At 70.1% G+C, this 20,882-nt stretch carries 25 protein-coding genes; 4 read left to right on the forward strand and 21 right to left on the reverse strand.

Going from position 1 to position 20,882, the window contains the following annotated elements; genetic code table 11:
• Positions 1–13: 13 nt before the first annotated feature.
• Both QF030_RS20165 and QF030_RS20170 read right to left on the reverse strand, forming a co-directional pair.
• Complete coding sequence (locus tag QF030_RS20165; RefSeq protein ID WP_373428787.1) at positions 14–2,215, reverse strand: phosphotransferase; 2,202 nt, start codon at positions 2,213–2,215, stop codon at positions 14–16.
• A gap of 199 nt (positions 2,216–2,414) precedes the next feature.
• Positions 2,415–3,287 carry a GntR family transcriptional regulator gene (locus tag QF030_RS20170; protein WP_307164071.1) on the reverse strand — a complete coding sequence of 291 codons (873 nt, stop codon included), beginning with the start codon at positions 3,285–3,287 and terminating at the stop codon, positions 2,415–2,417.
• Positions 3,288–3,456: 169 nt separating this feature from the next.
• Here QF030_RS20170 and QF030_RS20175 point away from each other — a divergent pair, with 169 nt between their 5' ends.
• Positions 3,457–3,642 carry a hypothetical protein gene (locus QF030_RS20175; protein ID WP_307164072.1) on the forward strand — a complete coding sequence of 62 codons (186 nt, stop codon included), beginning with the start codon at positions 3,457–3,459 and terminating at the stop codon, positions 3,640–3,642.
• Here the strand turns inward: QF030_RS20175 and QF030_RS20180 are convergent.
• Positions 3,619–4,392, reverse strand: a complete 774-nt coding sequence (locus QF030_RS20180; protein WP_307164073.1) for an HAD family hydrolase — start codon at positions 4,390–4,392, stop codon at positions 3,619–3,621. The genes QF030_RS20175 and QF030_RS20180 overlap by 24 nt on opposite strands.
• Positions 4,392–5,270 carry a GntR family transcriptional regulator gene (locus tag QF030_RS20185; RefSeq protein ID WP_307164075.1) on the reverse strand — a complete coding sequence of 293 codons (879 nt, stop codon included), beginning with the start codon at positions 5,268–5,270 and terminating at the stop codon, positions 4,392–4,394. The genes QF030_RS20180 and QF030_RS20185 overlap by 1 nt, the downstream gene beginning before the upstream one ends.
• Positions 5,271–5,423: 153 nt before the next feature.
• Between QF030_RS20185 and QF030_RS20190 the strand changes: the two genes are divergently transcribed.
• Entirely contained in the window at positions 5,424–5,618 is a 195-nt protein-coding gene (locus tag QF030_RS20190) for a hypothetical protein (RefSeq protein WP_020130348.1), read from the forward strand.
• Here the strand turns inward: QF030_RS20190 and QF030_RS20195 are convergent.
• The 3 genes from QF030_RS20195 to QF030_RS20205 form a co-directional block, all read right to left on the reverse strand.
• The gene (locus tag QF030_RS20195) at positions 5,608–6,474 is read right to left on the reverse strand and encodes a FadR/GntR family transcriptional regulator (protein ID WP_307164076.1); all 867 of its coding nucleotides are present in this window, start codon (positions 6,472–6,474) and stop codon (positions 5,608–5,610) included. The two genes, QF030_RS20190 and QF030_RS20195, sit on opposite strands and share 11 nt — an antisense overlap.
• Positions 6,475–6,846: 372 nt before the next feature.
• On the reverse strand, positions 6,847–8,112 hold the full coding sequence (locus QF030_RS20200; protein ID WP_307164077.1) for a GNAT family N-acetyltransferase: 1,266 nt from the start codon (positions 8,110–8,112) through the stop codon (positions 6,847–6,849).
• 96 nt (positions 8,113–8,208) lie between these two features.
• Entirely contained in the window at positions 8,209–8,775 is a 567-nt protein-coding gene (locus QF030_RS20205) for an RsiG family protein (RefSeq protein ID WP_307164078.1), read from the reverse strand.
• A 160-nt stretch (positions 8,776–8,935) separates the two neighbouring features.
• On the opposite strand from QF030_RS20205, the gene dtd reads away from it, so the two are divergent.
• Positions 8,936–9,361 (forward strand): D-aminoacyl-tRNA deacylase, encoded by a 426-nt coding sequence (dtd, locus tag QF030_RS20210; protein WP_307164079.1) that lies wholly within the window; start codon positions 8,936–8,938, stop codon positions 9,359–9,361.
• A gap of 182 nt (positions 9,362–9,543) precedes the next feature.
• On the opposite strand, the gene ygfZ is transcribed toward dtd, so the two are convergent.
• The 6 genes from ygfZ to QF030_RS20240 form a co-directional block, all read right to left on the reverse strand.
• Entirely contained in the window at positions 9,544–10,509 is a 966-nt protein-coding gene (gene ygfZ / locus QF030_RS20215; protein ID WP_307164080.1) for a CAF17-like 4Fe-4S cluster assembly/insertion protein YgfZ, read from the reverse strand.
• 10 nt (positions 10,510–10,519) lie between these two features.
• Complete coding sequence (locus tag QF030_RS20220) at positions 10,520–10,966, reverse strand: Fur family transcriptional regulator (protein WP_142264967.1); 447 nt, start codon at positions 10,964–10,966, stop codon at positions 10,520–10,522.
• Positions 10,967–10,982: 16 nt separating this feature from the next.
• The gene (locus tag QF030_RS20225; RefSeq protein WP_062645524.1) at positions 10,983–11,558 is read right to left on the reverse strand and encodes an FABP family protein; all 576 of its coding nucleotides are present in this window, start codon (positions 11,556–11,558) and stop codon (positions 10,983–10,985) included.
• 250 nt (positions 11,559–11,808) lie between these two features.
• Entirely contained in the window at positions 11,809–12,792 is a 984-nt protein-coding gene (locus tag QF030_RS20230; protein WP_307164081.1) for a hypothetical protein, read from the reverse strand.
• Positions 12,789–13,736, reverse strand: coding sequence for a hypothetical protein (locus QF030_RS20235; RefSeq protein ID WP_307164082.1), 948 nt, complete (start codon positions 13,734–13,736; stop codon positions 12,789–12,791). The genes QF030_RS20230 and QF030_RS20235 overlap by 4 nt, the downstream gene beginning before the upstream one ends.
• Positions 13,733–14,494: a hypothetical protein gene (locus tag QF030_RS20240; protein WP_307164083.1), complete on the reverse strand. Its 762-nt coding sequence runs from the start codon at positions 14,492–14,494 to the stop codon at positions 13,733–13,735. Before QF030_RS20240 ends, QF030_RS20235 begins: the two co-directional genes overlap by 4 nt.
• A 183-nt stretch (positions 14,495–14,677) precedes the next feature.
• On the opposite strand from QF030_RS20240, the gene QF030_RS20245 reads away from it, so the two are divergent.
• Complete coding sequence (locus tag QF030_RS20245) at positions 14,678–15,040, forward strand: DsrE family protein (protein ID WP_062645526.1); 363 nt, start codon at positions 14,678–14,680, stop codon at positions 15,038–15,040.
• A gap of 24 nt (positions 15,041–15,064) precedes the next feature.
• Here QF030_RS20245 and QF030_RS20250 read toward each other — a convergent pair whose 3' ends face one another.
• The 8 genes from QF030_RS20250 to QF030_RS20280 form a co-directional block, all read right to left on the reverse strand.
• Positions 15,065–15,337, reverse strand: coding sequence for a DUF3099 domain-containing protein (locus QF030_RS20250; protein ID WP_307164084.1), 273 nt, complete (start codon positions 15,335–15,337; stop codon positions 15,065–15,067).
• A 166-nt stretch (positions 15,338–15,503) separates the two neighbouring features.
• On the reverse strand, positions 15,504–15,791 hold the full coding sequence (locus tag QF030_RS20255; RefSeq protein ID WP_010351646.1) for a DUF1416 domain-containing protein: 288 nt from the start codon (positions 15,789–15,791) through the stop codon (positions 15,504–15,506).
• Between the two features lie 39 nt (positions 15,792–15,830).
• Positions 15,831–16,670: a sulfurtransferase gene (locus QF030_RS20260; RefSeq protein ID WP_307164085.1), complete on the reverse strand. Its 840-nt coding sequence runs from the start codon at positions 16,668–16,670 to the stop codon at positions 15,831–15,833.
• A 138-nt stretch (positions 16,671–16,808) separates the two neighbouring features.
• The gene (locus QF030_RS40605; protein ID WP_351766844.1) at positions 16,809–16,892 is read right to left on the reverse strand and encodes a putative leader peptide; all 84 of its coding nucleotides are present in this window, start codon (positions 16,890–16,892) and stop codon (positions 16,809–16,811) included.
• A gap of 297 nt (positions 16,893–17,189) precedes the next feature.
• A complete protein-coding gene (locus tag QF030_RS20265) occupies positions 17,190–17,927 on the reverse strand; it encodes an LmeA family phospholipid-binding protein (protein ID WP_307164086.1) in 738 nt (245 codons plus the stop codon).
• Between the two features lie 165 nt (positions 17,928–18,092).
• Positions 18,093–19,592 carry a hypothetical protein gene (locus tag QF030_RS20270; protein ID WP_307164087.1) on the reverse strand — a complete coding sequence of 500 codons (1,500 nt, stop codon included), beginning with the start codon at positions 19,590–19,592 and terminating at the stop codon, positions 18,093–18,095.
• 1 nt (position 19,593) lies between these two features.
• Positions 19,594–19,848, reverse strand: a complete 255-nt coding sequence (locus tag QF030_RS20275) for a MoaD/ThiS family protein (protein ID WP_020130366.1) — start codon at positions 19,846–19,848, stop codon at positions 19,594–19,596.
• A 37-nt stretch (positions 19,849–19,885) separates the two neighbouring features.
• On the reverse strand, positions 19,886–20,725 hold the full coding sequence (locus QF030_RS20280; protein WP_307164088.1) for an alpha/beta hydrolase: 840 nt from the start codon (positions 20,723–20,725) through the stop codon (positions 19,886–19,888).
• Between the last annotated feature and the right edge of the window lie 157 nt (positions 20,726–20,882).

A 20,882-nucleotide genomic window follows, 5' to 3' on the forward strand; every position in this document is an offset into this window, starting at 1 on the left:
CGGGCGGCCGGGATCAGGACCGGCTCCGGGTGAGGGCCAGCGCGAGGTAGGGGTTGGTCGTCCGGGAGGCCGGAAGGCCGAGGGAAGCGGTGGCCGCGGCCAGCGTCTCGGCATAGGAGTCCACGGCCCGGCGGACGTTGGGGGCGTCCAGGCCCGTCCTGGTCACCAGCCGGTCGAGATCGACGTAGGCCGACCGGATGATCTCGATCCAGCGGTAGACCGGCCAGTCCAGCCGCCAGTCCGTGCTGCACTGCGGGGGCATGTTCCGTTCCCAGCGGCGGAACATGCGGTCCCTGATCTCCGGCCGGGTCGGTGTCAGGTGCATGTGCCGGACCAGGTCGTAGAGGGGATCGCCGACCAGGGCCATCTCCCAGTCGATGATGGTCAGCGCCCGGTGGTCGTCCCGGCGCACCAGGTTCCACGGGTTGAGGTCGCCGTGCAGCAGGGCGGCCGCCCGGTGACTCAGCCGGTGCCGGGAGAGGATCTCCCGCAGTCGACGCTCGTCGGGCAGCCCCAGCGTGCGGGCCAGTTGCAGCGACTCCCTCGGCAGGTTCCGCACGAGGCCGACAAGCTGCTCCTTCAGCCACGCGTAGAACTCGACGTCGCCTGCCTGCGGATCGAGCCCTCTGTGGTCCACCCGCGTCAGTTCGCACAACTGGTCGACGAGTGCGTCGGCCTCGTGCGGGAGCAGTCCGTTCACCGGGTGGCTCGGCGGCTGGTCGACGCTGGTGCCGACGTAGGTGTGGATGGTGAAGGCGTCGTCCCGGTAACTCTCGCCCAGGGCCAGCACCTGCGGCGCCGCGACCCGGGCGCCCGACTCCTGGATCGCCTTCAGGACGGCGTGCTCGCTCAGGTAACTCGGCTCGCGCCGTGTGACGTCGGGCAGTTTGCGGCGCACGACCACGGGGTGGGGAACGTCGCGCACCCAGACCACGGAGTTGAGATGCGCGGTTCCCTTGAACACCCGGTGCGCCGGGGCGGCCCCCTCCGCGAGCAACGCCGCCCGCACGGCGGACACCGGGAACCGGGGGTTCTCCGCCATACGCCGGTCCGGCCGCCAGGCGGAGACGTCGGTGAGCCAGTGCCGCCCGCTGCCTCCCCGGTCGCTCCGCGAGGCTAGCCACCTGATGAGGGCCCCCTCGATCTCGCCGTGCGTGGGCGTGCTCCGGAGCCGCAACGGTTCCGCCGCCGCTGTCAGCGCCCGGCGCACCTCCACCGTCGCCTCGTCACAGCCCTTCTGCGTGAACGATTCCTGGAGCGACCTCGCCGCTCGCATCACGTCCGGATAGACGGACTGCGCCCGCTCGAAGTCGACGTAGTGGGGCAGGTCCTTGTAGAGGCCCTTGACCGCAGCGGGCCGGTACTTCCGCATGGCGCCGGCCCACGCCTCGATCACCTCGTCCCACTGGTGGTCCGGGTAGTGCATGCGCACCAGGTGGGTGGCGAGGTCGTGCAGCGGGTCACCGTAGGTGGCGAGCTCCCAGTCGACGCAGATGAGCGGCGGGTCGCCGCCGTAGGACACGATCAGGTTGTCCCGGTGCAGGTCCGCGTGCAGCAGGCTGTACGGCCGCCGGGTCATCGCGGGCACGGCTGCGGCCAGTCCCAGCAGGGCGTCGTCGGAGATGCCCAGGGCCTTGAACAGACCGCCGAACTCGTCCCAGTTGGGCTTGCGGATCTGTTCGTCGGCGCGCAGGGCCAGGGTCCTCAGGAACGCCTGGCTGTCACTGTGGTTGGCGGGCCAGGAATCCGGCAGCGGCGGCAGTGCCTGCCGACGCACCTGGGCCATCCGCGCCAGCAGCTCGGCCAGCGCCTTCACCAGCAACGTGTCGACTGGCTTACCGTTTCCGCAGATGGTGGAGAGCGGCACACCCTCCAGGTAGCTGTGGATGGCGTAACCCGGCGTCCTGAGCAGGCATTCGGGTGCGTGCGGCAGGACGCCGTGGACAGCGTCGAGGATCGCGCCCTCCTCCCGCCAGGTCCTGATCACCACGGACAGCGCGTCGGACCGCTTGATCCGCACTATCACCGAGGTCCCCGGCGCACGGCCCACGAGAGCGGCGACATCCTCCGTCAGCGGCAGCACGTGGTTGCGGTTGTGGTGGCCACTGGACGCCTGGGTGGCTTCGGCGGCCCTGACGAAGGTCCGCAGCGCTCCGGACACGTCCTCGGCGGCCCGTTCCCCCAGGTGACGAGGGGGAACAAGATGGTCGACCACTGGCCGCTCCGGTACTCGCGCTGGCAGGGTAGGGCAAACGGTAAACGCGCCGCACGACCGGAGGGATGATCAGCTGAGCCGAATGGTGGTTCCGCCACTCACTCACGTCGGCCGTTCGAGGCGGCTTGTTCACCGTCTCATACGTACGGACGGGAGCGCTTGCTCGCGCGATTGAGGCATGCTAGCGCAGCGGTAGAGGCTATTCGGCGAGAAGGTTCCAGACGGAGTCGAACCACGCCTGCCAGGAGTCGACGAAGACGGTGCCCGGGGAGTGCGCGTCCTCGTCCTTCACATGACGGGTCAGCGTCGCGCCGAGACCCAGCACGTCGAAAGCGGCAACCTCCTCGCCCGCGCCCACGGCGATCTGCCGTTCGATCACCTCGTACGGTCCGTGCAGCGCCTCGACCCCGTTCAGGAGGTAGAGCTTGAAGGCGGGGGTCAGCGGGGCGTGCCGGATCTGGATGTCGACGTCGACGGACGGCACCTCGGACTGCACCAGTCCCAGCACCTCGCTCAGTGACTCGGTGCGCTGGTTCGTGATCTCGTGCAACCGGATGCGCAGCCGGTCGTCGTCCTTGTCGTCCTTCGCCCTCGGGTAGGGCAGCACCAGTTCCTCGGAGGGCAGCAGCATCCGCAGGCCGATGTGCCGGGGAGCGATGGAACCCTGGAGAATCCGCTCGGCCTGCAACCGGATGTGCGCGTCCAAGGACTCCGACGTCAAGGTGTAGACGTCCAAGGTGACTTCGGGCTGCTCGAATGCCTCGCTGAGCAGCGGTCCCAGCGTGGCTCCCCGCAGCTGCCGGGTGACTTTCGGCGTGGCGGGCTCTGTCCGCTGCTTCTTGACCACCCGGGACCCGCTGCCCTGACGGGACGCGATCCAGCCCTCGTGGGCCAGTTCCCGCATCACGCGGGACACGGTGTCCCTGGAGACTCCGAACTCCTCGGCGAGGTCACGCTGGGACGGCAGGAAGGAGCGCAGCGGATACGTCCCGTTCGTCATCCGGGCACGCAGCTCGTCGGCGACCCGGTGGAACTCCCGGCCGCCGCCGTCACCTCCCTGCTGTGCTTCCACACAGCGACCGTACCGCTCTCCGTCCAATCGCAAACCAATCTCAGTCAACTCCCGCACTGGACAGGCCGATTAAGGATCAGCGGACCAGGGGAAATCCATTTCAAGTCAACCAGGCCAATTGGACCGCGACTTGCAGGCTTCACTGAGAATGGCAGGGAGGTGGAAGGTCGTGCTCCTGTTATCGGCACTCTGGGAACTCCTCGCGTTCTTCGCGGGATGGACGGCGCAGGCCAAGTTGGGAGCGGTGGGCGTGATGCTGGTCCTCACCGTGACGGTGGGCGTACGGGCCCGGCGCGACGTGCTTGCCGTCGGAGCGGCCGTCGTGCTCGTGTTACTGCTGCTCCGAGCCGCCTGACCTGACCGCGTTCAGCAGTGGCTCCAGCGATCCCACCACCGTCGTGGCGCCGGCTTCTCTGAGCAGCTTCTCCTTGCGCTCGTTGCGCGCGTAGCCGAGGAAGGGCACGCCCGCCTCGCCGGCGGCCTCGAAGTCGGAGGGGGCGTCGCCGATCATCAGGGCGGTGCCGGGCGCCGACCCCATGGCGCTCAGGGCGCGGTTCAGGCAGTACGGGTCGGGCTTGAGGAGACGCAGTTCGCGGGTGCGGCCGTAGATGTGCGGCGCGAAGCAGGAGGCGAGACCGCGGCCGGCCAGGTAGGTGGCCGCCGCCTGCGGTGAGTTGTTCGTGGTGATGGCCAGCCGCAGCTTCAGTGCGGCCAGTGTCCGTATCAAGGGGTCCGCCCACGCCGTGGGCATCGCCGTGGACGTCGCCTTCAGTTCCTCCTGGGTGAGGCGCTTCTCCAGCTCTGCGAGCAGGTCGCTGCCCGGATGCCGGCGGTACACCGCGCGCAGCACGACCTGCGGGTCCGGCGACTCCCGCTCGGACTCCCTCAGCAGGCCGCGCAGGCCCCGCCCCTCGAGCCACTCCACGAGGCCGTCGGCGACACCCTTCGCCGGGTGGCCGGCGAAGAGCCGGCAGATCGGCCCGTCGAAGTCCCACAGCACGACCTTCGCGCGGGCGATCAACTCCCGCAGGTCCGCGGTCCCGTTCCCCGTCTCACTACCCGTGCCGGCTGCCACCTGTCCGGTCTGCGTCGCATCAGAGGTCACTAGGAGAGTGTCAGGTCCGTCGTGATGGTTTCCCAGAGGGCGTCGAACCACTTCTGGGATTGCTCCACGAACGCGGCGTCGCGCTGGCCGGTGGCCTTCTCGAAGGAGAAGAGGAGGGACTCGGTGCCCAGCACGTCGTACATCTCGAGGGTTCCGGTGTCGGTGGGCTCCTCCCGGCGCGTGACCATGTAGTACGCGATCAGCGCCTCCTGGCCGTTGAGGAGGTACAGCTTCACCGGCGGGGTGAACGGCAGCGCGCGGAAGGTGATGTTCACGTCCACCCCGTGCGAACGCAGCGCGCGCAGGTTGTAACTCAGCACCTGCCCCTGTGCGTTGCGCATCGACAGCCAGCGCTGGTGAACCGGGTCCTCGTCGGCGCCGCGGCCCTCGACCGGGACCGGGAAGGCGAGGCTGATGTCCCGGGACGGCAGCAGGATGCGGACGTCGATCTTCTGGGGCCGGATGCTGCCGGCGTGGATCAGCCGCAGTGGCTCCCCCAGGGCCGGGATCAGGCTCTCCGCGGTGAGGCAGGCCGCGTCGATACGCACATGCGGGACCCCGAAGGCCGCGGTCAGCCGCGGGGCCAGGCCCACCATCGTGGGCTGGGGCTCGCCGCGGTCAGGCGCCGGCGGCTCCGCGATCCGCGGCGGACTGCCCTTGCTCACGTTGGTGAGCAGCCCGTCGTCCTGGAGTGCCCGCAGGGCCTGGCGGACGGTGCCGCGCTCGACCCCGAACTCGTCGGCGAGCTCTGCCTGGGTGGGCAACCGGTCCCCGGCCCTGAGGTTCCCGACGCGGATGCGTTCGCGCAGGACATCGGCGATCTCACGGGGTGAGAGCCTGCTGCCGTTCACTGCCACGTTCTCCTGGGTCACGACCAAACGCTACAACTTAGATCCACATGGCGGGAGTTGTTTGGAAGTTGTTTAGCGGTTGCTACCAAGTGGGGACAACATAGCCATAGTTGGCAACCAACTTGGGTGAGTTGGCGGAAAGATTGCCTCCCACCCCCGTATCCGAAGGGGGGAACCACCATGCCCGTCCTCGTCCTCCTCTGCGCCGCCTTCGTCGTCGGAGTCGAACAGACCATCCAGTGGAAGTACGGCACCGCCGGCGCCCTCGGTCTGCTCCTGCTCAGCGTCGGCATCAAGGCCAAGAGCCCGGTCATCAGCTCCGCCGGCGCCGTGATCCTCGCCCTCCTCGCCACCGGGCCCGCCGTCAGCTCGTGAGCACCAGCTCCGAGCTGATCGTCTCCCACAGTGCGTCGAACCACAGGTGGGACTGTTTCACGAAGGTCGTGTCACGCGGGCCGGCGCCCTGTTCGAAGGCGAACAGCACCGACCGCGTGCCCTCGGCGTCGTACATCTCCAGGTGCTCGTGGTCGATCGTCTGCTCGCCGCGCTCGACCGTGTAGTAGGCGAACAGCGCTTCCCTCCCGTTGAGGAGGTACAGCTTCACGGGCGGGGTGAAGGGCAGTGCGCGGAAGGTGACGTGCACGTCGATGCCGTGCGTGGAGCGCAGGGTGAGCAGGTTGTGCCGCAGCACCTGGCCCTGGGCGTTGCGGTGGGCCAGCCAGCGGCGCTGGAGCCGCCCGGTCTCCGCGATGTCCACCGGCGCCGGGAAGGCGAGTTCGATGTTCCGGGACGGCAACAGGACACGGACGTCGATCTTGGCCGGTTTCAGTCGCCCCGCGTGGATCTGCCGCAGGGGTTCACCGATGGCGGCCGTGAGCGAGACGGCCGTCAGGCACAGGGCGTCGACCTCGACGTGGTCGGCCGCGAAGGCCTCGGTGATCCGCGGCGGAAGCGCCACCATCGAGGGCTGCGGTGTCGCCGCGGGGCCGAACGGGAGGCCGGCCGCACCCGGCCGCGCGGCGACCGTCGCCGGACTTCCCTTGGAGACGTTGGTGAGGAGCTGCTCCGACTGAAGAATGCGCAGCGCCTGGCGTACGGCACCCCGCTCGACACCGAACTCGTCCGCCAGCTTGGCCTGCGTCGGCATGCGCTCACCCGGCCGCAGCACTCCGGTCCTGATCCGGGTGCGCAGCTCGTCGGCCACCTCGTGGTGTGACCGTTGCGGCCGCACCGCCCTCCTCCGCCCATTGACGGAGGCATGTTCCGGCTCCACGTCCGCACACTACAACTTCTCGCCATCTTTGGGCAGTTCAAAGAGAGATGGTTATAGGACGCTTCCAAGCGGACATAGTTACAGTGAAGTTGGCAGCCAACTTCAACAACATGGTCAAACTTTCAGACGGTTGGCCGGTCGGGCACCCTTCCGGAGGGGAGCCGGGAGCCCGAGCAGTCGGCGCCGACGCACAGCCACAACCGAACATCGCTCGCACAGCCACAACTTCAGATCGCTCGCACAGCCACAACTGAACAGCTACGGATACCCGCAGTCGAAGACACGGAAGCACACGAGCACACAGCAACTCAGGCGCTCAGGAAGGAGCCGTCAGAACATGTCCGGGCACCAAGGCCGCCCGGACGTACGCAGCAGGGCGTCGGCCTCCCGGGCGGCGCCCGCTCGTTCTTCCCGCAGCCGGCCCAGCGCCGCCAGCCGCCCAACGGACTCGTCGCCCAGCCACAGCCTCGCCAGCTCGGCCACGTCCAGGGTGAGGTCGGCGCCACGGGTGGTCGGCGTGCAGGAGGCGCCGTCGGGCGTCGCGTCCAGCAGGAAGCGGCCTCCGGCCAGGCCCGCCCGGTCGACGACCTCGAGAACCAACGCGCCCGACGCGTCGTACGTCCGCGCCTCCAAGGCCCGTACGACATCCAGGATCCGCACCCACAGCCAGTCCGCCTGCGTGGTGATGCGCGCCGCGCGCGGGTCCGGCAGATGCTGCGGCAGCAGGTCGTCCGGTGAGCGCCAGCCCGTCCTCACCCGGCTGATCCAGTCGATGGAACAGAGGTAGAACCACAGAGCGCGCTCCGCGGCCGGGGTCACCGCGCTCAGCCAGTTCACCGTCGCCGTGTTCAGCGGCTGCTTGCCGTCGTTCCACTCGTCGTCCGTCCGGTAGGAGGCCATGCCCTCCACGACACCGTCCGCCGAGCGGTAGACCACGAAGAACGGCTCGACCCACGCATCGCCGTACAGCCACAGCTGCCCGGTGCGGGCCGCCCACCAGTGCTCGTCCCGGCTGATCGCGCCCGGCTGCGCGCGACACAGCCGCTCATGCAGCTCGGGGCCGATCCGGCGGATCTCCTCGCCGTCGGCGAAGTCGATCCGGCCGCCGTCCTGCGGGCCGGGCCAGTTCGGGTCGAGTCCGGCCCGCGGCACGTCGATCGACCACTCGGTCATCGTGGTCGCCGGACCGAAGCCGTACCGGCCGTAGATCCGGTACTCGGCGGCTATCAGGGTCGCCACGACGTCCCCGCGCTCCTTCGCCGCCGTCAGGTCGGCCGCCATCAACCGGGTGAGGAGCCCGCGGCGGCGGTGTGTGGGCGCGACGGTGACGTTGGAGATGGCGTCGGCCTGGACGGGGGCGCCGCCGACCGCCGTGAGCTCCTGGTCGAACGAGCGGAACGTCGCCACGCACCGGCCCTCGTCGAAGGCGCCGGAGACACGGGAGCCGGCGAACGCGATACGCCGGTCGGCGAGCATCTGGTCGGGGACGGTGGGCGGGCGCAGAAAGCCCGTGTTCACGGCACGGGTCCAGTCGGGAAGCTCCGCGTCGGTGATCGGGCGGACGTCGAGGGGCTGCTGGACGGTTCGGCGGGTCATGGGGATCACCGTAGGCAGGGGCGGGCGGGTGACGCGCAGATTTTTACGGCCCCGCCGTCCCGCCCGGGGTGCGCCCCGCCCGACCCCTCGCCCGAGTCACACCAGGAGATCCTCCACCTGCGCCTCTCCCTCCCGGTACCGCCTCGTGATCTCCGCACCCGACTCGTCGGCCGTGCGCTGGAGGCGCTGGCGGCGGCTCGAGACCTGCTGCTCGTAGCGGACCAGGCAGGCCATCGCGTCGTGGAGTTCGGGATCGGTGCGCGCGTCGAGGTCGGAGAGTTCGACGTCGGCGAGCATGTCGGCGGCCAGGCGCCGGTACTCCGCGCCGTGCGGGGTGCCCAGGGTCACGTGGCGCGCCGAGGAGCGGTGCCGGGCCGGGGCGTCGGTGAGGATCTCCGACAGCCGCTCCACCACGGAGGCCGCACCCGTCGGAGAGCGGCGGGCCAGCTCCGCGCGCAGGATGTCGATACGGCCCTGGAGCAGCCGTCGTACATAGCTCAGGTCGGCCTCGTTGCGCTGGGCGTCCCGGCGCAGGGTGCGCAGTTCGGGCAGGCTCAGTCCGGTCAGGTCGTGCTCGGGTGTCTCCGCGGGCAGCACGGGGCTGTCACTGCGCTGTGTCGGCGGCCGATGTGTCGCAGGCCGCCCGGTACTCGGTGTGCTCATGTCCTTCTTACCGTCCCCTCGACCGGCGTGTGGGAAGCATCGTGCCACCCCGATCGACCGCTGGGTTACCGAGTCCCCCCGAACGGCCCCAGATGGGGGCTTAAGGAACGAAAATGGGCCCCCTGCGGGTCGGTGCGGCGCACCCGGCATCATGGTCCGCATGCGAGCGGTGGTGCAGAGGGTGGACGGCGCGAGCGTCGTCGTGGACGGCGAGACGGTCGGGGAGATCAGCGGCGAGGGACTGTGCGTCCTGGTCGGGGTCACCCACGAGGACACGAAGGAGAAGGCGGCCCGGCTCGCCCGCAAGCTCTGGTCCGTCCGCATGCTGCACGACGAGAAGTCGTGCAGCGACATCGACGCCCCGCTGCTGGTGATCAGCCAGTTCACGCTCTACGGCGACGCGCGCAAGGGGCGTCGGCCCACCTGGAACGCGGCCGCTCCCGGCGAGACGGCCGAGCCGCTCGTCGACGAGGTCGTCGCCCGGCTCCGGGAGCTGGGCGCGACGGTGGCGACGGGCCGGTTCGGCGCGCGGATGCGCGTGTCACTGACGAACGACGGCCCGTTCACCGTGCTGATCGAGGTCTAGGGTTCCCTGATCCAGGGCCCTGATCCAGGGCCTCCCTTCTCCAGGGCCTCCCTGATCCAGAACCCCGTGCGGCCGGGGTCCCCTGCGGTCATGACCCGTGCCAGGTTCTCCTGCGGCCTGAGTCCGTTGCGGCCGGGGCCTTGATCCGGCCCCTGCCGCCAGGACCCCGTGCACCGGGCCCCCTAGGGTTCCACGACCGTTTCCTGCGCGGCCGCGGTCGTCCCGGCCAGCAGCGGCGCGTCCACCGGCACGTTCCGCTTCACCAGGGCCAGAGCCACCGGGCCGAGTTCGTGGTGGCGTACGGACGTGGTGATGAAGCCGATCTTGCGTCCGTCGGGGCCCTCGTCGGCGACACGCAGTTCGGTACCGGCGACCGGCAGGTGGACCTCGCTGCCGTCGAGGTGCAGGAAGACGAGACGACGGGGCGGCTTGCCGAGGTTCTGCACCCGGGCCACCGTCTCCTGCCCGCGGTAGCAGCCCTTCTGCAGATGCACGGCGGTGTCGATCCAGCCGAGCTCGTGCGGGATCGTGCGGTGGTCGGTCTCGAAGCCGAGACGCGGGCGGTGGTGCTCGACGCGGAGGGCCTCGTGGGCGAGGATCCCGGCCGGCGGACCCGTCTGCCCGGCGTACGTCTCCAGATCGGCGCGGGGAAGGAAGAGATCCCTGCCGTAGGCGGTCTCCCGGACGACGGCGCCCGGCGGGACGGGGGCGATGGAACCCGCGGGAAGATGCACGACCGCGACATCGGCGGTGCGGTCGGCGACCTCGACCCGGTAGAAGAACTTCATCGACTCCAGGTACGCGATCAGCGCCTCCTGGGTGCCGGGTTCGACGTGCGCCCAGACCGTCAGGCCGTCGTCCACCAGGTAGAGCGCGTGTTCGATGTGGCCGTTCGCGGAGAGGATCAGCGCTTCGGTGGCCTCGCCGACGCGGAGGTCGGTGACGTGCTGGGTGAGGAGAAGGTGCAGCCAGCTCAGCCGGTCCTCGCCGGAGACGGCGACGACTCCACGGTGCGAGAGATCGACGAAACCGGCGCCGTCGGCGAGGGCGCGCTGCTCGCGGAACAGGTCGCCGTAGTGGCCGGCGACGCCTTCGTCCACGCCCTCGGCGGGAACGGCGCCGGGCAGGGACAGCAAGGGGCTCTTCATGGACCCAAGCCTACGACTTGGTAATTGAACCCTTGAGCGTGCAGTCCTCGCAGCGTCCGAAGATCGCGAAGTGCTTCATGTCCGTGTCGAAGCCGAAGGTCTCGCGCAGCTTGTCCCGGAACTCCGCGGCCACCTGCACGTCCGCCTCGATGACGTTGCCGCAGTCCCGGCACACGAGGTGGATGTGGTGGTGCCGGTCCGCCAGGTGGTACGTCGGCGCCCCGTGTCCCAGGTGCGCGTGGCTGACCAGCTCCAGCTCCTCCAGGAGCTCCAGGGTCCGGTACACGGTGGAAATGTTGACCCCCGACGCCGTCTTCCTCACTTCCACGAGGATGTCGTCGGGGGTCGCGTGCTCCAGGGTGTCCACGGCTTCGAGGACAAGCTGGCGCTGCGGCGTCAGCCGGTAGCCGCGCTGCCGCAGGTCGCTCTTCCAGTCAGTGCTTTCAGTGCTCACCACACCGAAGAGTCTAGAACTACTTGAAGAAGGCGATCCCGTCGTCCGGCATGTCGTCGGGAAGAGCCTTCGCCCAGCGCTCGACGTCCTCCGGGGTGACGACCTTCTTGAGGTGCGCCGACATGTAGGGGCGCAGCTCGACCTCGGGGGTCTGCTTCTCGCCGACCCACATGAGGTCGCTCTTGACATAGCCGTACAAGCGCTTGCCGCCGGTGTAGGGGCCGGAGGCGGCCGTGCGGGCCACGGCGTCGGTGACGAGGTCGATCTGCGGCTTCTTGTCGGCCAGCTCGCCGTACCAGATCTCGACCACGCCGTCGTCGCGGACCATGGTCACCTCGACCTTGCGGTCGGCGTCGACCCGCCAGAAGCCGGACTCCGACTCGAGGGGCCGGACCTTGTTGCCCTCGCCGTCCAGGACCCAGGTGTGGGAGTGGTACTCCAGGAAGTCCCGGCCGTCGTGGCCGAAGGTGACCTCCTGCCCGAAGTTGCACTTCTCCGAACCGGGGAAGTCGTGCACGCCCGCGCCCGCCCAGCTGCCCAGCAGGAAAGCGAGGGGGACGAGGTCCTTGTGGAGGTCGGACGGAATCTCGATCATGAGTGACAGTTCCTGGACGTGGTGGTCAGCGCTGGCCCTGGTACAGCTTCTTCACGGTCAGACCGGCGAAGGCGAGGGTGCCGACGCAGACCAGGACCAGCAGGGCTTCGAAGAAGATCTCCACGGGGTGCTCCTCGGATGAGCGTGCTTCGGGGTACGTACTACAGGGCCGGCCCCCAGCTTACGCGGCCGGGGACCGGCCCTCCCCGTGAGGTACTCCCTCACGGGGACTCACGGGGCCTCACGGGGGTCAGCCCAGCAGCTGGCTCTGCAGGGTGACGGTCTGCTGGAACGGGACGGGCGCCGCGGTGCCCTTGCGGGACTGGACGACCAGGGCGACGACATCGCCCGCGCGGAGGTAGGCCTGCCGCACCTGCTCGTCGCCGTACGGCTTCGCCTCGTCGTACGAGTAACGCGTGACGTCGGTGAGGTCGCCGGCGGTGGGGTACGCCTCGTCGAACATCGCGGCGGTGGCGCCCTCGACGGCGTGCAGGGGAGCGCCGTAGGAGGTGAGTCGGTTGAAGACGAGGTTGGACACCGTCTCCGTGTCGAACTGGAGCAGGTAGACACGGGTGCGGGTGCCGTCCGGGGTCGTCCAGCCACGGGCCGCCGTGTGCCGCAGTCCGTGGTCGGTGAGCAGCCGGCCGACGTCGTCCCGGTCCCCCTCCGTCTCGAACACCGTCAGGAAGTCCTTGGTCGGCAGCCAGCCGTCGACGCCGTGCAGCGTCTTGTCGTCCGTCGCCCCCTCGGGCGCGGGCAGCAGCAGCGTGCGCAGGTCCGCGTAGTGGGCCTGCGCCCAGTTCTTGGCGTCGAACGGGCTGGGGCTGCCCGAGGGAAGCGGCGGCCTGGTGATCTCCGGATAGACCCAGCGGCCGTCCGACTCGGTGGCGAGACCGGGTACGTCCGTGCGCTCCATGCTCGTGATCCCGTACGCCGTCCCGGCTCCGAGCGCGGCGAACACCGTGACGGCGGCGGTCCAGCGCACGAGGGCCCGCAGGACCCGTCGGTCCTTCGGCGCGACGGGACCCTGCGGAGCGGCGGCCGTTTCTGCGCCCTGGAGCCCTTCGGCGGTCCCCGGCCCGGCGGTGGCCGTCGCTTCGGTCGTCCCCGGCTCGGCGGTGGCCGTCACGTCGGCCGGCTCGGGGCGCGCCGCGTCGATCGTCGCGACGGACGGTTCGACGGCCGTCTCGACGGGCCGGTCGGCGGTGGCCGGCGTCTGCTGTTGCTCGGTCATACGGCCTGTCCCGGGTCGTCGATGCGGTCGAGTTGTGCGGTGAAGAACTTGGCGACGAACTTCGCGTCGAGCGTGCCGGGAGCGTCCGCGGTGACGCTGACCAGCACGTCTCCCACATAGGCGGTGCAGAGCGCGACGCCCAGTTCCTTGTCCTTGTCCTTGGCCTTGGGCGTCAGGAAGCACTGCGCGTCCTTGTTGCCCGCGATCTTCGGACCCTTGCGCAGAACGTCCGTGGCGGCGAGGAAGCCGTTGAAGGACGTCGCCGCCTCGCGTACCGCGGTGCGGTTCTCCATCCGCGACAGGTTGACCTCGACCGTGATCGCGTCCGTGATGTTGTAGTCGAGCCGGCCGACGACGTAACTGCGCATCGCCACGCCTTCGATGTGCTGCTTGTCGATCAGCTTCTCCAGCTGCCGGCGGGACGTGCCGGGCAGATCCTTGATCGACTCCTTGCGCAGGGCGGTGGCCTGCGCTCCGCTGAACTCGGCGTCCGGGCCGAACTCGGCGAGGTCGGGGCCGCGCTCGTAGCCGTCGGTGCCATAGGGCAGCAGCAGGGCGCTCAGCCCCGACTCCGCCGCACCGTCCCGCTTGGTCTTCTCGTCGTCCCGGGCGACCGGCGGTGCGTACTTCCACGTCGGCTTGCCTGCGTCGCGGTCGGCGTCCTGGACGGTCACGACGGTGTAGCCGACGCCGCCGACGACCGCGCAGGCCAGCAGCGCGGATCCGGCCACTGCGGCGATCCGGCCGGGGCGGCGGACCTTGCGGGCGGGCTTCACGACGGCGGGCTCGGCGTCCGCGCCGACGCCTTCGACGACCTCCGGGCTCCCGAGACCGGTCTCGGGCTTCTCCGAGGTCGCGGGGCTCACGGGGCTCACGGGGCTCGCGGGGTTGTTCTCGGGGCTCTCGGGGTTGTTCCGGGAGTTGTTCTCGGGGTTCTCGCTCACAGCTTCCCCACCTGCCGCTGGGCCAGGTCCATGATCTTCGCCTTGGAGATCGGCTTGCTGTCGTAGACCTGGATCTCGACGCAGATGTCACCGCGCCAGGCGTAGGCCTCGGCCGTGTACATCGGGAGGTAGCCCGCCTCTTGCTCGGGTGTGTCGTGCACGTACGCCGTCCCGTTGTCCTCCGCGCCGGGAATGGGCCAACTGCGGGTGTCGTCCTCGTCCTCGGCCCAGTACTCGCCGTTCTCGGCCCACTCGGACGCGGCCGCCTTGCTCTCCTGCCGGAACTGCACGAGGGCGATCTCGACGTTGTACGACTCGCCCACCCGCCACGAGGCCATGGCCGCGCGGCGGAACTCGTCGTCGACGAGGTTGTTGAACGTGGTGCCCGGCCGCGTGTACTCCGCCGCGTAGGTGGCCAGGTCCGCCCAGCCGTCGCTGTCCACCGCGAACGCGGTGTCCTTGGCTCCCTTGGGGCGCGTGATCAGCAGCTTGCGCAGGTCGCCGTCCGTCTTGACCCGCCGGTCCTGCGCCGCCGACAGCGGCTCGACCTCGCCCTTGCCCTGTTCGAGCACGGGCTGGGAGAGCGGCGGCAGCGCGGTCGGTTCGCGGTCGGCCTGGACGATGAATCCGGCGCAGACGCCGGCGACGACACCGAGCGCGGCGGCTCCGGCGATCAGCAGCGTCGTACGGCCGCGGCGACGGCGGGGACGCGGAAGAGGCGCTTCTGCCGCAGCGTCCGGAGCCGCGGCCGTTTCCACGGCGACGCCCTCTGCTGCTCCGTCTGCCTCGACGATCCCGATTTCACCTATTACCTCTTCGGCCCTTTCAGGACCTTCCACAACATCCCCCTCAGAAGCGTGAAGCGCGTATTCCGTATCGCGCTCCACAGGAGACCCATGGTCAACACAAGGAGTTGTAGTCGAGTTGATTACGATTCAGGCATGGCGAAGAAGCTCGTGATCAAGGTGACGGCAGGGGCCGATGCGCCCGAACGGTGCTCTCAGGCGTTCACGGTCGCGGCCGTCGCCGTGGCCAGCGGGGTCGAGGTGTCCCTCTGGCTGACCGGGGAGTCCGCCTGGTTCGCGCTGCCGGGCCGGGCCGCCGAGTTCGAGCTGCCGCACGCGGCCCCGCTGCCCGGCCTGCTCGAGTCGATCCTGGCGGGGGGCCGGCTCACCCTGTGCACCCAGTGCGCGGCCCGCCGGGACATCACGGAGAAGGACGTCATCGAGGGCGTACGCATCGCGGGGGCGCAGGTGTTCGTGCAGGAGGCGCTGACCGACGGCGTCCAGGCGCTCGTCTACTAGGACACGACCCGGACCGTGTCCTGCCTAGGGCCGGTCCTGGGGGCGGCGTTTCTTGCCGTCCAGCTCGTCCCACCACTCGTCGGACTTCGGGTCGCCGGAGGGGTCGTCCCACCAGCGGTCCTCGGGGCCGCGCCGATTGGCGACCATCGCGGCGAGCGGCGGGATGACCATGGCCACCACACACATCCCGACGGCCACGGGCATCGACCAGAGACGCACGACCCCCCAGGCCAGGACGAACAGCGCCACACAGCTGCCCATCATGGCGAAGTAGACGTGCCGACGGCGGGCGTACATAGGTCCAGGATAAAACCGGCGGAGCCGATCGGGGCGGGCGCAACCGGATGGGTACACCCCATACCCCGAGCCGACGGGCGGAGCCCGGTACGACGAGAAGGGCCGTGCCCGCGGGTGTTCGACCCGGGGGCGCGGCCCTTCTCGTCGTCGGTGCCGGAGCCGGGGCTCAGACCGCGATCGCGACCTCCGCGAGACCGCCCTGCTGGGCGACGACCGTGCGGTCGGCGGTGGCGCCGGGAACGAGGGCGCGGACGGTCCAGGTGCCTTCGGCCGCGTAGAAGCGGAACTGTCCGGTGGCGGAGGTGGGGACCTCCGCGGTGAACTCGCCGGTCGAGTCCAGCAGACGGACGTAGCCCGTCACCGGCTCGCCGTCCCGGGTCACCTGACCCTGGATCGTGGTCTCACCGGGCTTGATCGTCGAGGCGTCCGGGCCGCCGGCCTTCGCTCCACACATGTGCTTCTCCAGAGGTCGTTCAGGTCGGTGTCGGGATGATTACTTGTTGGCGCCGAGCTCGATCGGGACGCCGACGAGGGAGCCGTACTCGGTCCAGGAGCCGTCGTAGTTCTTGACGTTCTCCACGCCCAGCAGCTCGTGCAGCACGAACCAGGTGAGGGCCGAGCGCTCGCCGATGCGGCAGTACGCGATGGTGTCCTTGGCCAGGTCGACCTGCTCGTCGGCGTAGAGCTCCTTGAGCTCGTCGTCCGACTTGAAGGTGCCGTCGTCGTTGGCGTTCTTCGACCACGGGATGTTGCGGGCGGACGGGACGTGACCCGGACGCTGCGACTGCTCCTGCGGCAGGTGGGCCGGCGCGAGCAGCTTGCCGCTGAACTCGTCGGGCGAACGGACGTCGACCAGGTTCTGCGAGCCGATGGCCGCCACGACGTCGTCGCGGAAGGCGCGGATGGCCTTGTTCTGCGGCTTGGCCCGGTAGGAGGTCTCGGGGCGCTCGGGCACCTCTTCGACCAGCTCGCGGGCGTCGAGCTCCCACTTCTTGCGGCCACCGTCGAGAAGCTTGACGTTGTCGTGGCCGTAGAGCTTGAAGTACCAGTAGGCGTAGGACGCGAACCAGTTGTTGTTGCCGCCGTACAGGATCACCAGCGTGTCGTTGGCGATGCCCTTGGCCGACAGGAGCTTCTCGAAGCCCTCCTGGTCGACGAAGTCACGGCGGACCGGGTCCTGCAGGTCCGTGGTCCAGTCGATCCGGATGGCGTTCCGGATGTGGTTCTTCTCGTACGCGGACGTGTCCTCGTCGACCTCGACGATGGCGATGTCGGCATTGTCGAGGTTGGCCTCGACCCAGTCGGCGTCGACCAGGACGTCACTGCGGCTCATGCTCGTTCTCCTCCGGGGCAGTTGCGGCGGGGGTGTGCAAGAAAGAGGGGTGCGCGGCCGGGTCTTGCCTGCGGCCGACACACGGATGCCCTCGAAATGAGGGCGCCGGGAGGCGCGGAAGGCCGGCGGCGCTTCCGCTCAGAAAGTGCGACAGAGCATGGCGGCGACGCGGCACAGGTCTACTGCCCGCCGCTTCGTGAGATCCGCCTGTCGCTGCATCATGCCGACGATCGTAGGGACGGACAGGCGGGCATGTCACCAGCGCTCCGAATGGTGAGATGCGATCGTCCGGATAGTGGGACGCGAAAAGCGCCCGGGCCGTCGTCGTACGGCTTCCGGGCGCTTGTGTCCGTCGTCACTCCCGCGCTACGGAGGTGTCGTCTCGCCAGTCGGACGTTCGCCGTCCACCGGGGACGGGCCACGGCCGATGGCTGTCCTGGCCGGTCCGAGCCGGTCCGACCCCGGTGCAAGCCGGTCCGACCCCGGTGCAGCCGGTCCGACCCCGGTCCGGGGTCAGCCCTACCCGGCCAGCCTGACGTTCGAACCCTTCACCGAGATGTCCACACCGTTCGTCCCCGCCTGGACCTTGTCGAGCTGGATGCCGCCGGGCAGGTCGTCGATCTTCTGCTCGAAGTCGGTGATCGAGCGCACCTCGCTCTCGGCGGCCCGGACCCCGCCGAAGCTGGGCAGCGAGTCGGCGTGCACGCGGACGGTGTCGCCCTCGACGGTCACCGTGCTGAGGACGTACACGGGCTGCGGCAGCTTGGTGCCGAGCACGGTGGCCTCGACAGCGACCTTGATCTTGCCGTTGCCGCCGTCGGAGAGACCCACCACGTTTGCGGTGACCCCCTGCATCACCTGCGTCGGCTCGGACTTCGCCGTCTTCAGCAGCTCGGCGTAGGTGATGGACGCGGTGCCGGTGGCACTGGAGGCGGTGGCGGAACTGTAGTCGCCGGAGAACTCCACGCCCTTCATGTCCGCCTGGAGGTCGTCGATGCGGATCGACTGACCGCTCTTGCCGGTCGCCGCCTCGTAGTCCTTCATGCCGACCTCGACGTCGTCCAGCGAGCCGCCGACGACCTGGGTGAGGAACGGGAAGCCCTTGATGGACACGTCCGGGGTGGTGGCGAGGCCCTCGTTGGCCTTCAGCTTGTCGGCCACCTCGCCCTCCGCGAAGTTCACGGCGAGGCGGTCCGCGAGCACGAACAGGCCGCCCAGGACCACGACGACGACCAGCAGTATTCGAAGCGCACGCATGCGGTAGTTCCCCCACCCGGATGGCCTGAACGGTTCATTGACAACGGTTCAAGGTAACCCCGCACGGAAGCGGACCCGCCGATTTGTCGATCACCTGTGACAGAGCATGACCGCGCTTTGCCCCTTACCCGCCGCCCGATCACCGCTCAGCCCTGCGCGCGCCCGTTACGCCAGCGCCCGCCCGAGCACGTAGACCGCCGGCGCGGCCGCGGCCAGCGGCAGGGCCACGCCCGCCGTGAGGTGGACGAAGCGGGAGGGGTAGTCGTAGCTCGCGACCCGGTGGCCGACGAGCGCGCAGACCGCCGCGCCCGCGCCGAGCAGCGCGCCCTTGGCGCCCAGGCCGGTCATCCCGCCGACCGCGATGCCCGCGCCCGCCGCGGCGAGCAGGGCCACCACGACGGAGGCGGGGGTGGGCAGCGGCAGGGCCCGGGCCAGGACGGCCACCGCCACCGCGGCCGTGCCGACCGTCACCGCGTCCGGCTCGGCGCCGAGGTGCCCGGTGGCCAGGACGGCCAGCGCGGAGGAGGCGACGGTCGCCATCAGCCCGTACATGCGTTCGTCGGGATCGGCGTGCGAGCGCAGCTGGAGCACCAGGCAGAGCAGCACCCAGACACCGAGGGTGCCGAAGATCGCGGCGGGCGCGTTCTCCCGGCCCGCCGCGAGGAGCGCCGCGTCCGACACCAGCGCGCCCAGGAAGGCGAGCGCGATGCCCTGGCGGGCCGGCCACATGCCGTTCAGCCGGAACCAGCCCGCCGCTGTGACGGCCTGGAGCGCGACGAGCGGGACGAGCAGGGCGTACGAGCCGACGGCCGCCGCACCGGACAGGAGCAGGCCGAGCAGCGCGGTGAGCGCGGCGGGCTGCATCCCCGGCTCGATGATCGGCGAACGCCCTTCGAGGCGGGCCCGCTGGGCGTCGGTGACGCGGGCGTTGCCTGCCAGGGTGGCGGGGCCGTAGGTCATGCCGGTGCCTCCGGTCACGGGTTCCGGAACAGGGGCGGGAGCAAAGGGGGCGGCGGGCGCCGGGGGCAGGGGGGCGGCGTGCTGCGGGGCCGGGGTCTGCCAGTTCTCCGCCCGGGCCTGGTGCCGCACCCGGGCCTCGTGCTGCGCCTGAGCGTGATCCTGGGCCTGCGCCTGAACCTGGTACTGCGGCTGGGACTGGTGCTGCGCCTGAGCGTGATCGTAAGCCTGGTGCTGCGGCTGGGCCGGGTTCTCCGGCGGCAGGGGGGCGCCCGCCCCGGCGCCGGCGCCGTAAGACGGGGAGCCGCCGTACCCGGAGGAGTCGCCGTACGAGGAGGAGTCGCCGTACACAGAGGAGTCGCCGTAGCCGGAGGAGTATCCGGAGGCGTCGTCGTACGCGGGAGCGTTGCCGTAACCGGGCTGCGAGCTGCCGTAGACCGGCGCCTCACCCGTCTGCGGGGGCAGATAGGCGGTCTGGGCCGGGTCGGCCGGGGTGATCGGCGCCTGGACGCTCGTCTCCCAGGTCTCGCCCTGCCACTGCTGCGTGTGCTGGAGGTGGGCCTGCGGGTCCTCGTACCCCTGCTGCTGCCCCGGCCAGGACTGCTGCACGGCCTGCTGCGGCTGCTGAGCCTGCCGCTGCTGCTGGGCGTAGGGATCGTAGGGGTCGTACTCCTCGTAGCCCTGATCGTCGTACGGCTGGTCGGTCATCTCACCCTCCTGCGAACGGCGGGAGCACCTCGACCGTGCCGCCGTCGGCCAGCCGTACCGTCTCATGTTCGCGGGTGCCCACGGGGTCACCGTCGACGAGGAACGAGCATCGCTGCAGGACACGCACGAGTTCACCGGGGTGTCGCGCACGTGCGGCGTCGAGTGCCTCGGCGAGCGTGGCCGCGTCGTGCGGCTCCTCGGCGACTCCGGCCGCGGCCTTGGCCGCCGCCCAGTAGCGCACCGTGACCTTGGGCATCAGGTTCCTCAATCAATCGGCTGTGTACACGGTCAGGCTAGCCCGCCCGCGCGACCGCCCAGTCCCCGATCCGGGCCAGCAGGCCGTCGCCGGCCGCGTGCTCGGCGTGGCCCATCCCGTGCTCCACCCAGAGTTCGCCGTGGTCGGCGGCGGCCTCGGCCAGCATCCGGGGGTGGTCGAGGGGGAAGTAGCCGTCCTGGTCGCCGTGGACGATCAGCAACGGGGTGGGCGCGATCTTCGGGACCGCCTCGACCGGGGACAGCGGTACGGGGTTCCAGTCGCGGCGGTGGATGCGGGTGCGGAAGCCGTAGCGGCCGACCAGGCGGCCCTCGGGGCGGGTGACCATCCAGTGCAGCCGGCGCATCGGGGCGGTGCCCCGGTAGTACCAGCGGGCGGGGGCGCTCACCGAGACGACGGCGTCCACCGTCCCCTCGTACAGCGCTGCGTGCCGCAGGACAACCGAGCCGCCCATCGAGAAGCCGACGGTCACCACGCGCGCGTGCCCGAGCGAGCGTGCCCACTCCACCACGGCGGCCAGGTCGAGGACCTCGCGGTCGCCGACCGTCGAGTGTCCGCCGGAGCGGCCGTGACCCCGGAAGGAGAAGGTGACGACGGCGCCGTACCGGGTGAGGGCGGACGCCACGCGCCGCACGTGCGGGCGGTCCACGTCCCCGGTGAACCCGTGGGCGACGACGAACACCGGGTGACGGGTGGATGGCGCGGAGGCGTCGTATACGACCGCACCCGGTTCGTATACGGAATCGACGGCAATCCCGTCGGCGGTGGGCAGAAACGTCCGCAATGGTGCCCGCGTGCCCGTCTCGGAATCCGGACGAACGGTGGAACGTGCCACATGACCTGCCGGACCGCTGCTCATGTGGGCTATTCTGCTGGACAGAGGACTCGGGCAGCGAAGCCCCCGGGTCCTTTTGTGCTTTCGGAAGCGTTGTATACGAAATGGGAACCGGGCGGGAAACGCCAGGTGACCGCTGGTGTACGGCCCTTCGAGAACGCAGAGCAGTGCCGCAAAAGCC

Origin of the sequence: Streptomyces rishiriensis, from assembly GCF_030815485.1 — a bacterium.
In the GTDB taxonomy this organism is placed as follows: domain Bacteria; phylum Actinomycetota; class Actinomycetes; order Streptomycetales; family Streptomycetaceae; genus Streptomyces; species Streptomyces rishiriensis_A.

Bases quoted from the DNA above. Each gene is read 5' to 3' on its own strand.
- QF030_RS20275 (WP_020130366.1), bottom strand. From the start codon at position 19,848: ATGCCCAAGGTCACGGTGCGCTACTGGGCGGCGGCCAAGGCCGCGGCC.
- QF030_RS20260 (WP_307164085.1), bottom strand. From the start codon at position 16,670: ATGAGCCGCAGTGACGTCCTGGTCGACGCCGACTGGGTCGAGGCCAAC.
- QF030_RS20280 (WP_307164088.1), bottom strand. From the start codon at position 20,725: ATGAGCAGCGGTCCGGCAGGTCATGTGGCACGTTCCACCGTTCGTCCG.
- ygfZ (WP_307164080.1), bottom strand. From the start codon at position 10,509: ATGAAGAGCCCCTTGCTGTCCCTGCCCGGCGCCGTTCCCGCCGAGGGC.
- QF030_RS20225 (WP_062645524.1), bottom strand. From the start codon at position 11,558: ATGATCGAGATTCCGTCCGACCTCCACAAGGACCTCGTCCCCCTCGCT.
- QF030_RS20250 (WP_307164084.1), bottom strand. From the start codon at position 15,337: ATGTACGCCCGCCGTCGGCACGTCTACTTCGCCATGATGGGCAGCTGT.
- QF030_RS20255 (WP_010351646.1), bottom strand. From the start codon at position 15,791: ATGTGTGGAGCGAAGGCCGGCGGCCCGGACGCCTCGACGATCAAGCCC.
- dtd (WP_307164079.1), top strand. From the start codon at position 8,936: ATGCGAGCGGTGGTGCAGAGGGTGGACGGCGCGAGCGTCGTCGTGGAC.
- QF030_RS20205 (WP_307164078.1), bottom strand. From the start codon at position 8,775: ATGAGCACACCGAGTACCGGGCGGCCTGCGACACATCGGCCGCCGACA.
- QF030_RS20230 (WP_307164081.1), bottom strand. From the start codon at position 12,792: ATGACCGAGCAACAGCAGACGCCGGCCACCGCCGACCGGCCCGTCGAG.
- QF030_RS20200 (WP_307164077.1), bottom strand. From the start codon at position 8,112: ATGACCCGCCGAACCGTCCAGCAGCCCCTCGACGTCCGCCCGATCACC.
- QF030_RS40605 (WP_351766844.1), bottom strand. From the start codon at position 16,892: ATGATGCAGCGACAGGCGGATCTCACGAAGCGGCGGGCAGTAGACCTG.
- QF030_RS20265 (WP_307164086.1), bottom strand. From the start codon at position 17,927: ATGCGTGCGCTTCGAATACTGCTGGTCGTCGTCGTGGTCCTGGGCGGC.
- QF030_RS20270 (WP_307164087.1), bottom strand. From the start codon at position 19,592: ATGACCGACCAGCCGTACGACGATCAGGGCTACGAGGAGTACGACCCC.
- QF030_RS20245 (WP_062645526.1), top strand. From the start codon at position 14,678: ATGGCGAAGAAGCTCGTGATCAAGGTGACGGCAGGGGCCGATGCGCCC.
- QF030_RS20190 (WP_020130348.1), top strand. From the start codon at position 5,424: ATGCCCGTCCTCGTCCTCCTCTGCGCCGCCTTCGTCGTCGGAGTCGAA.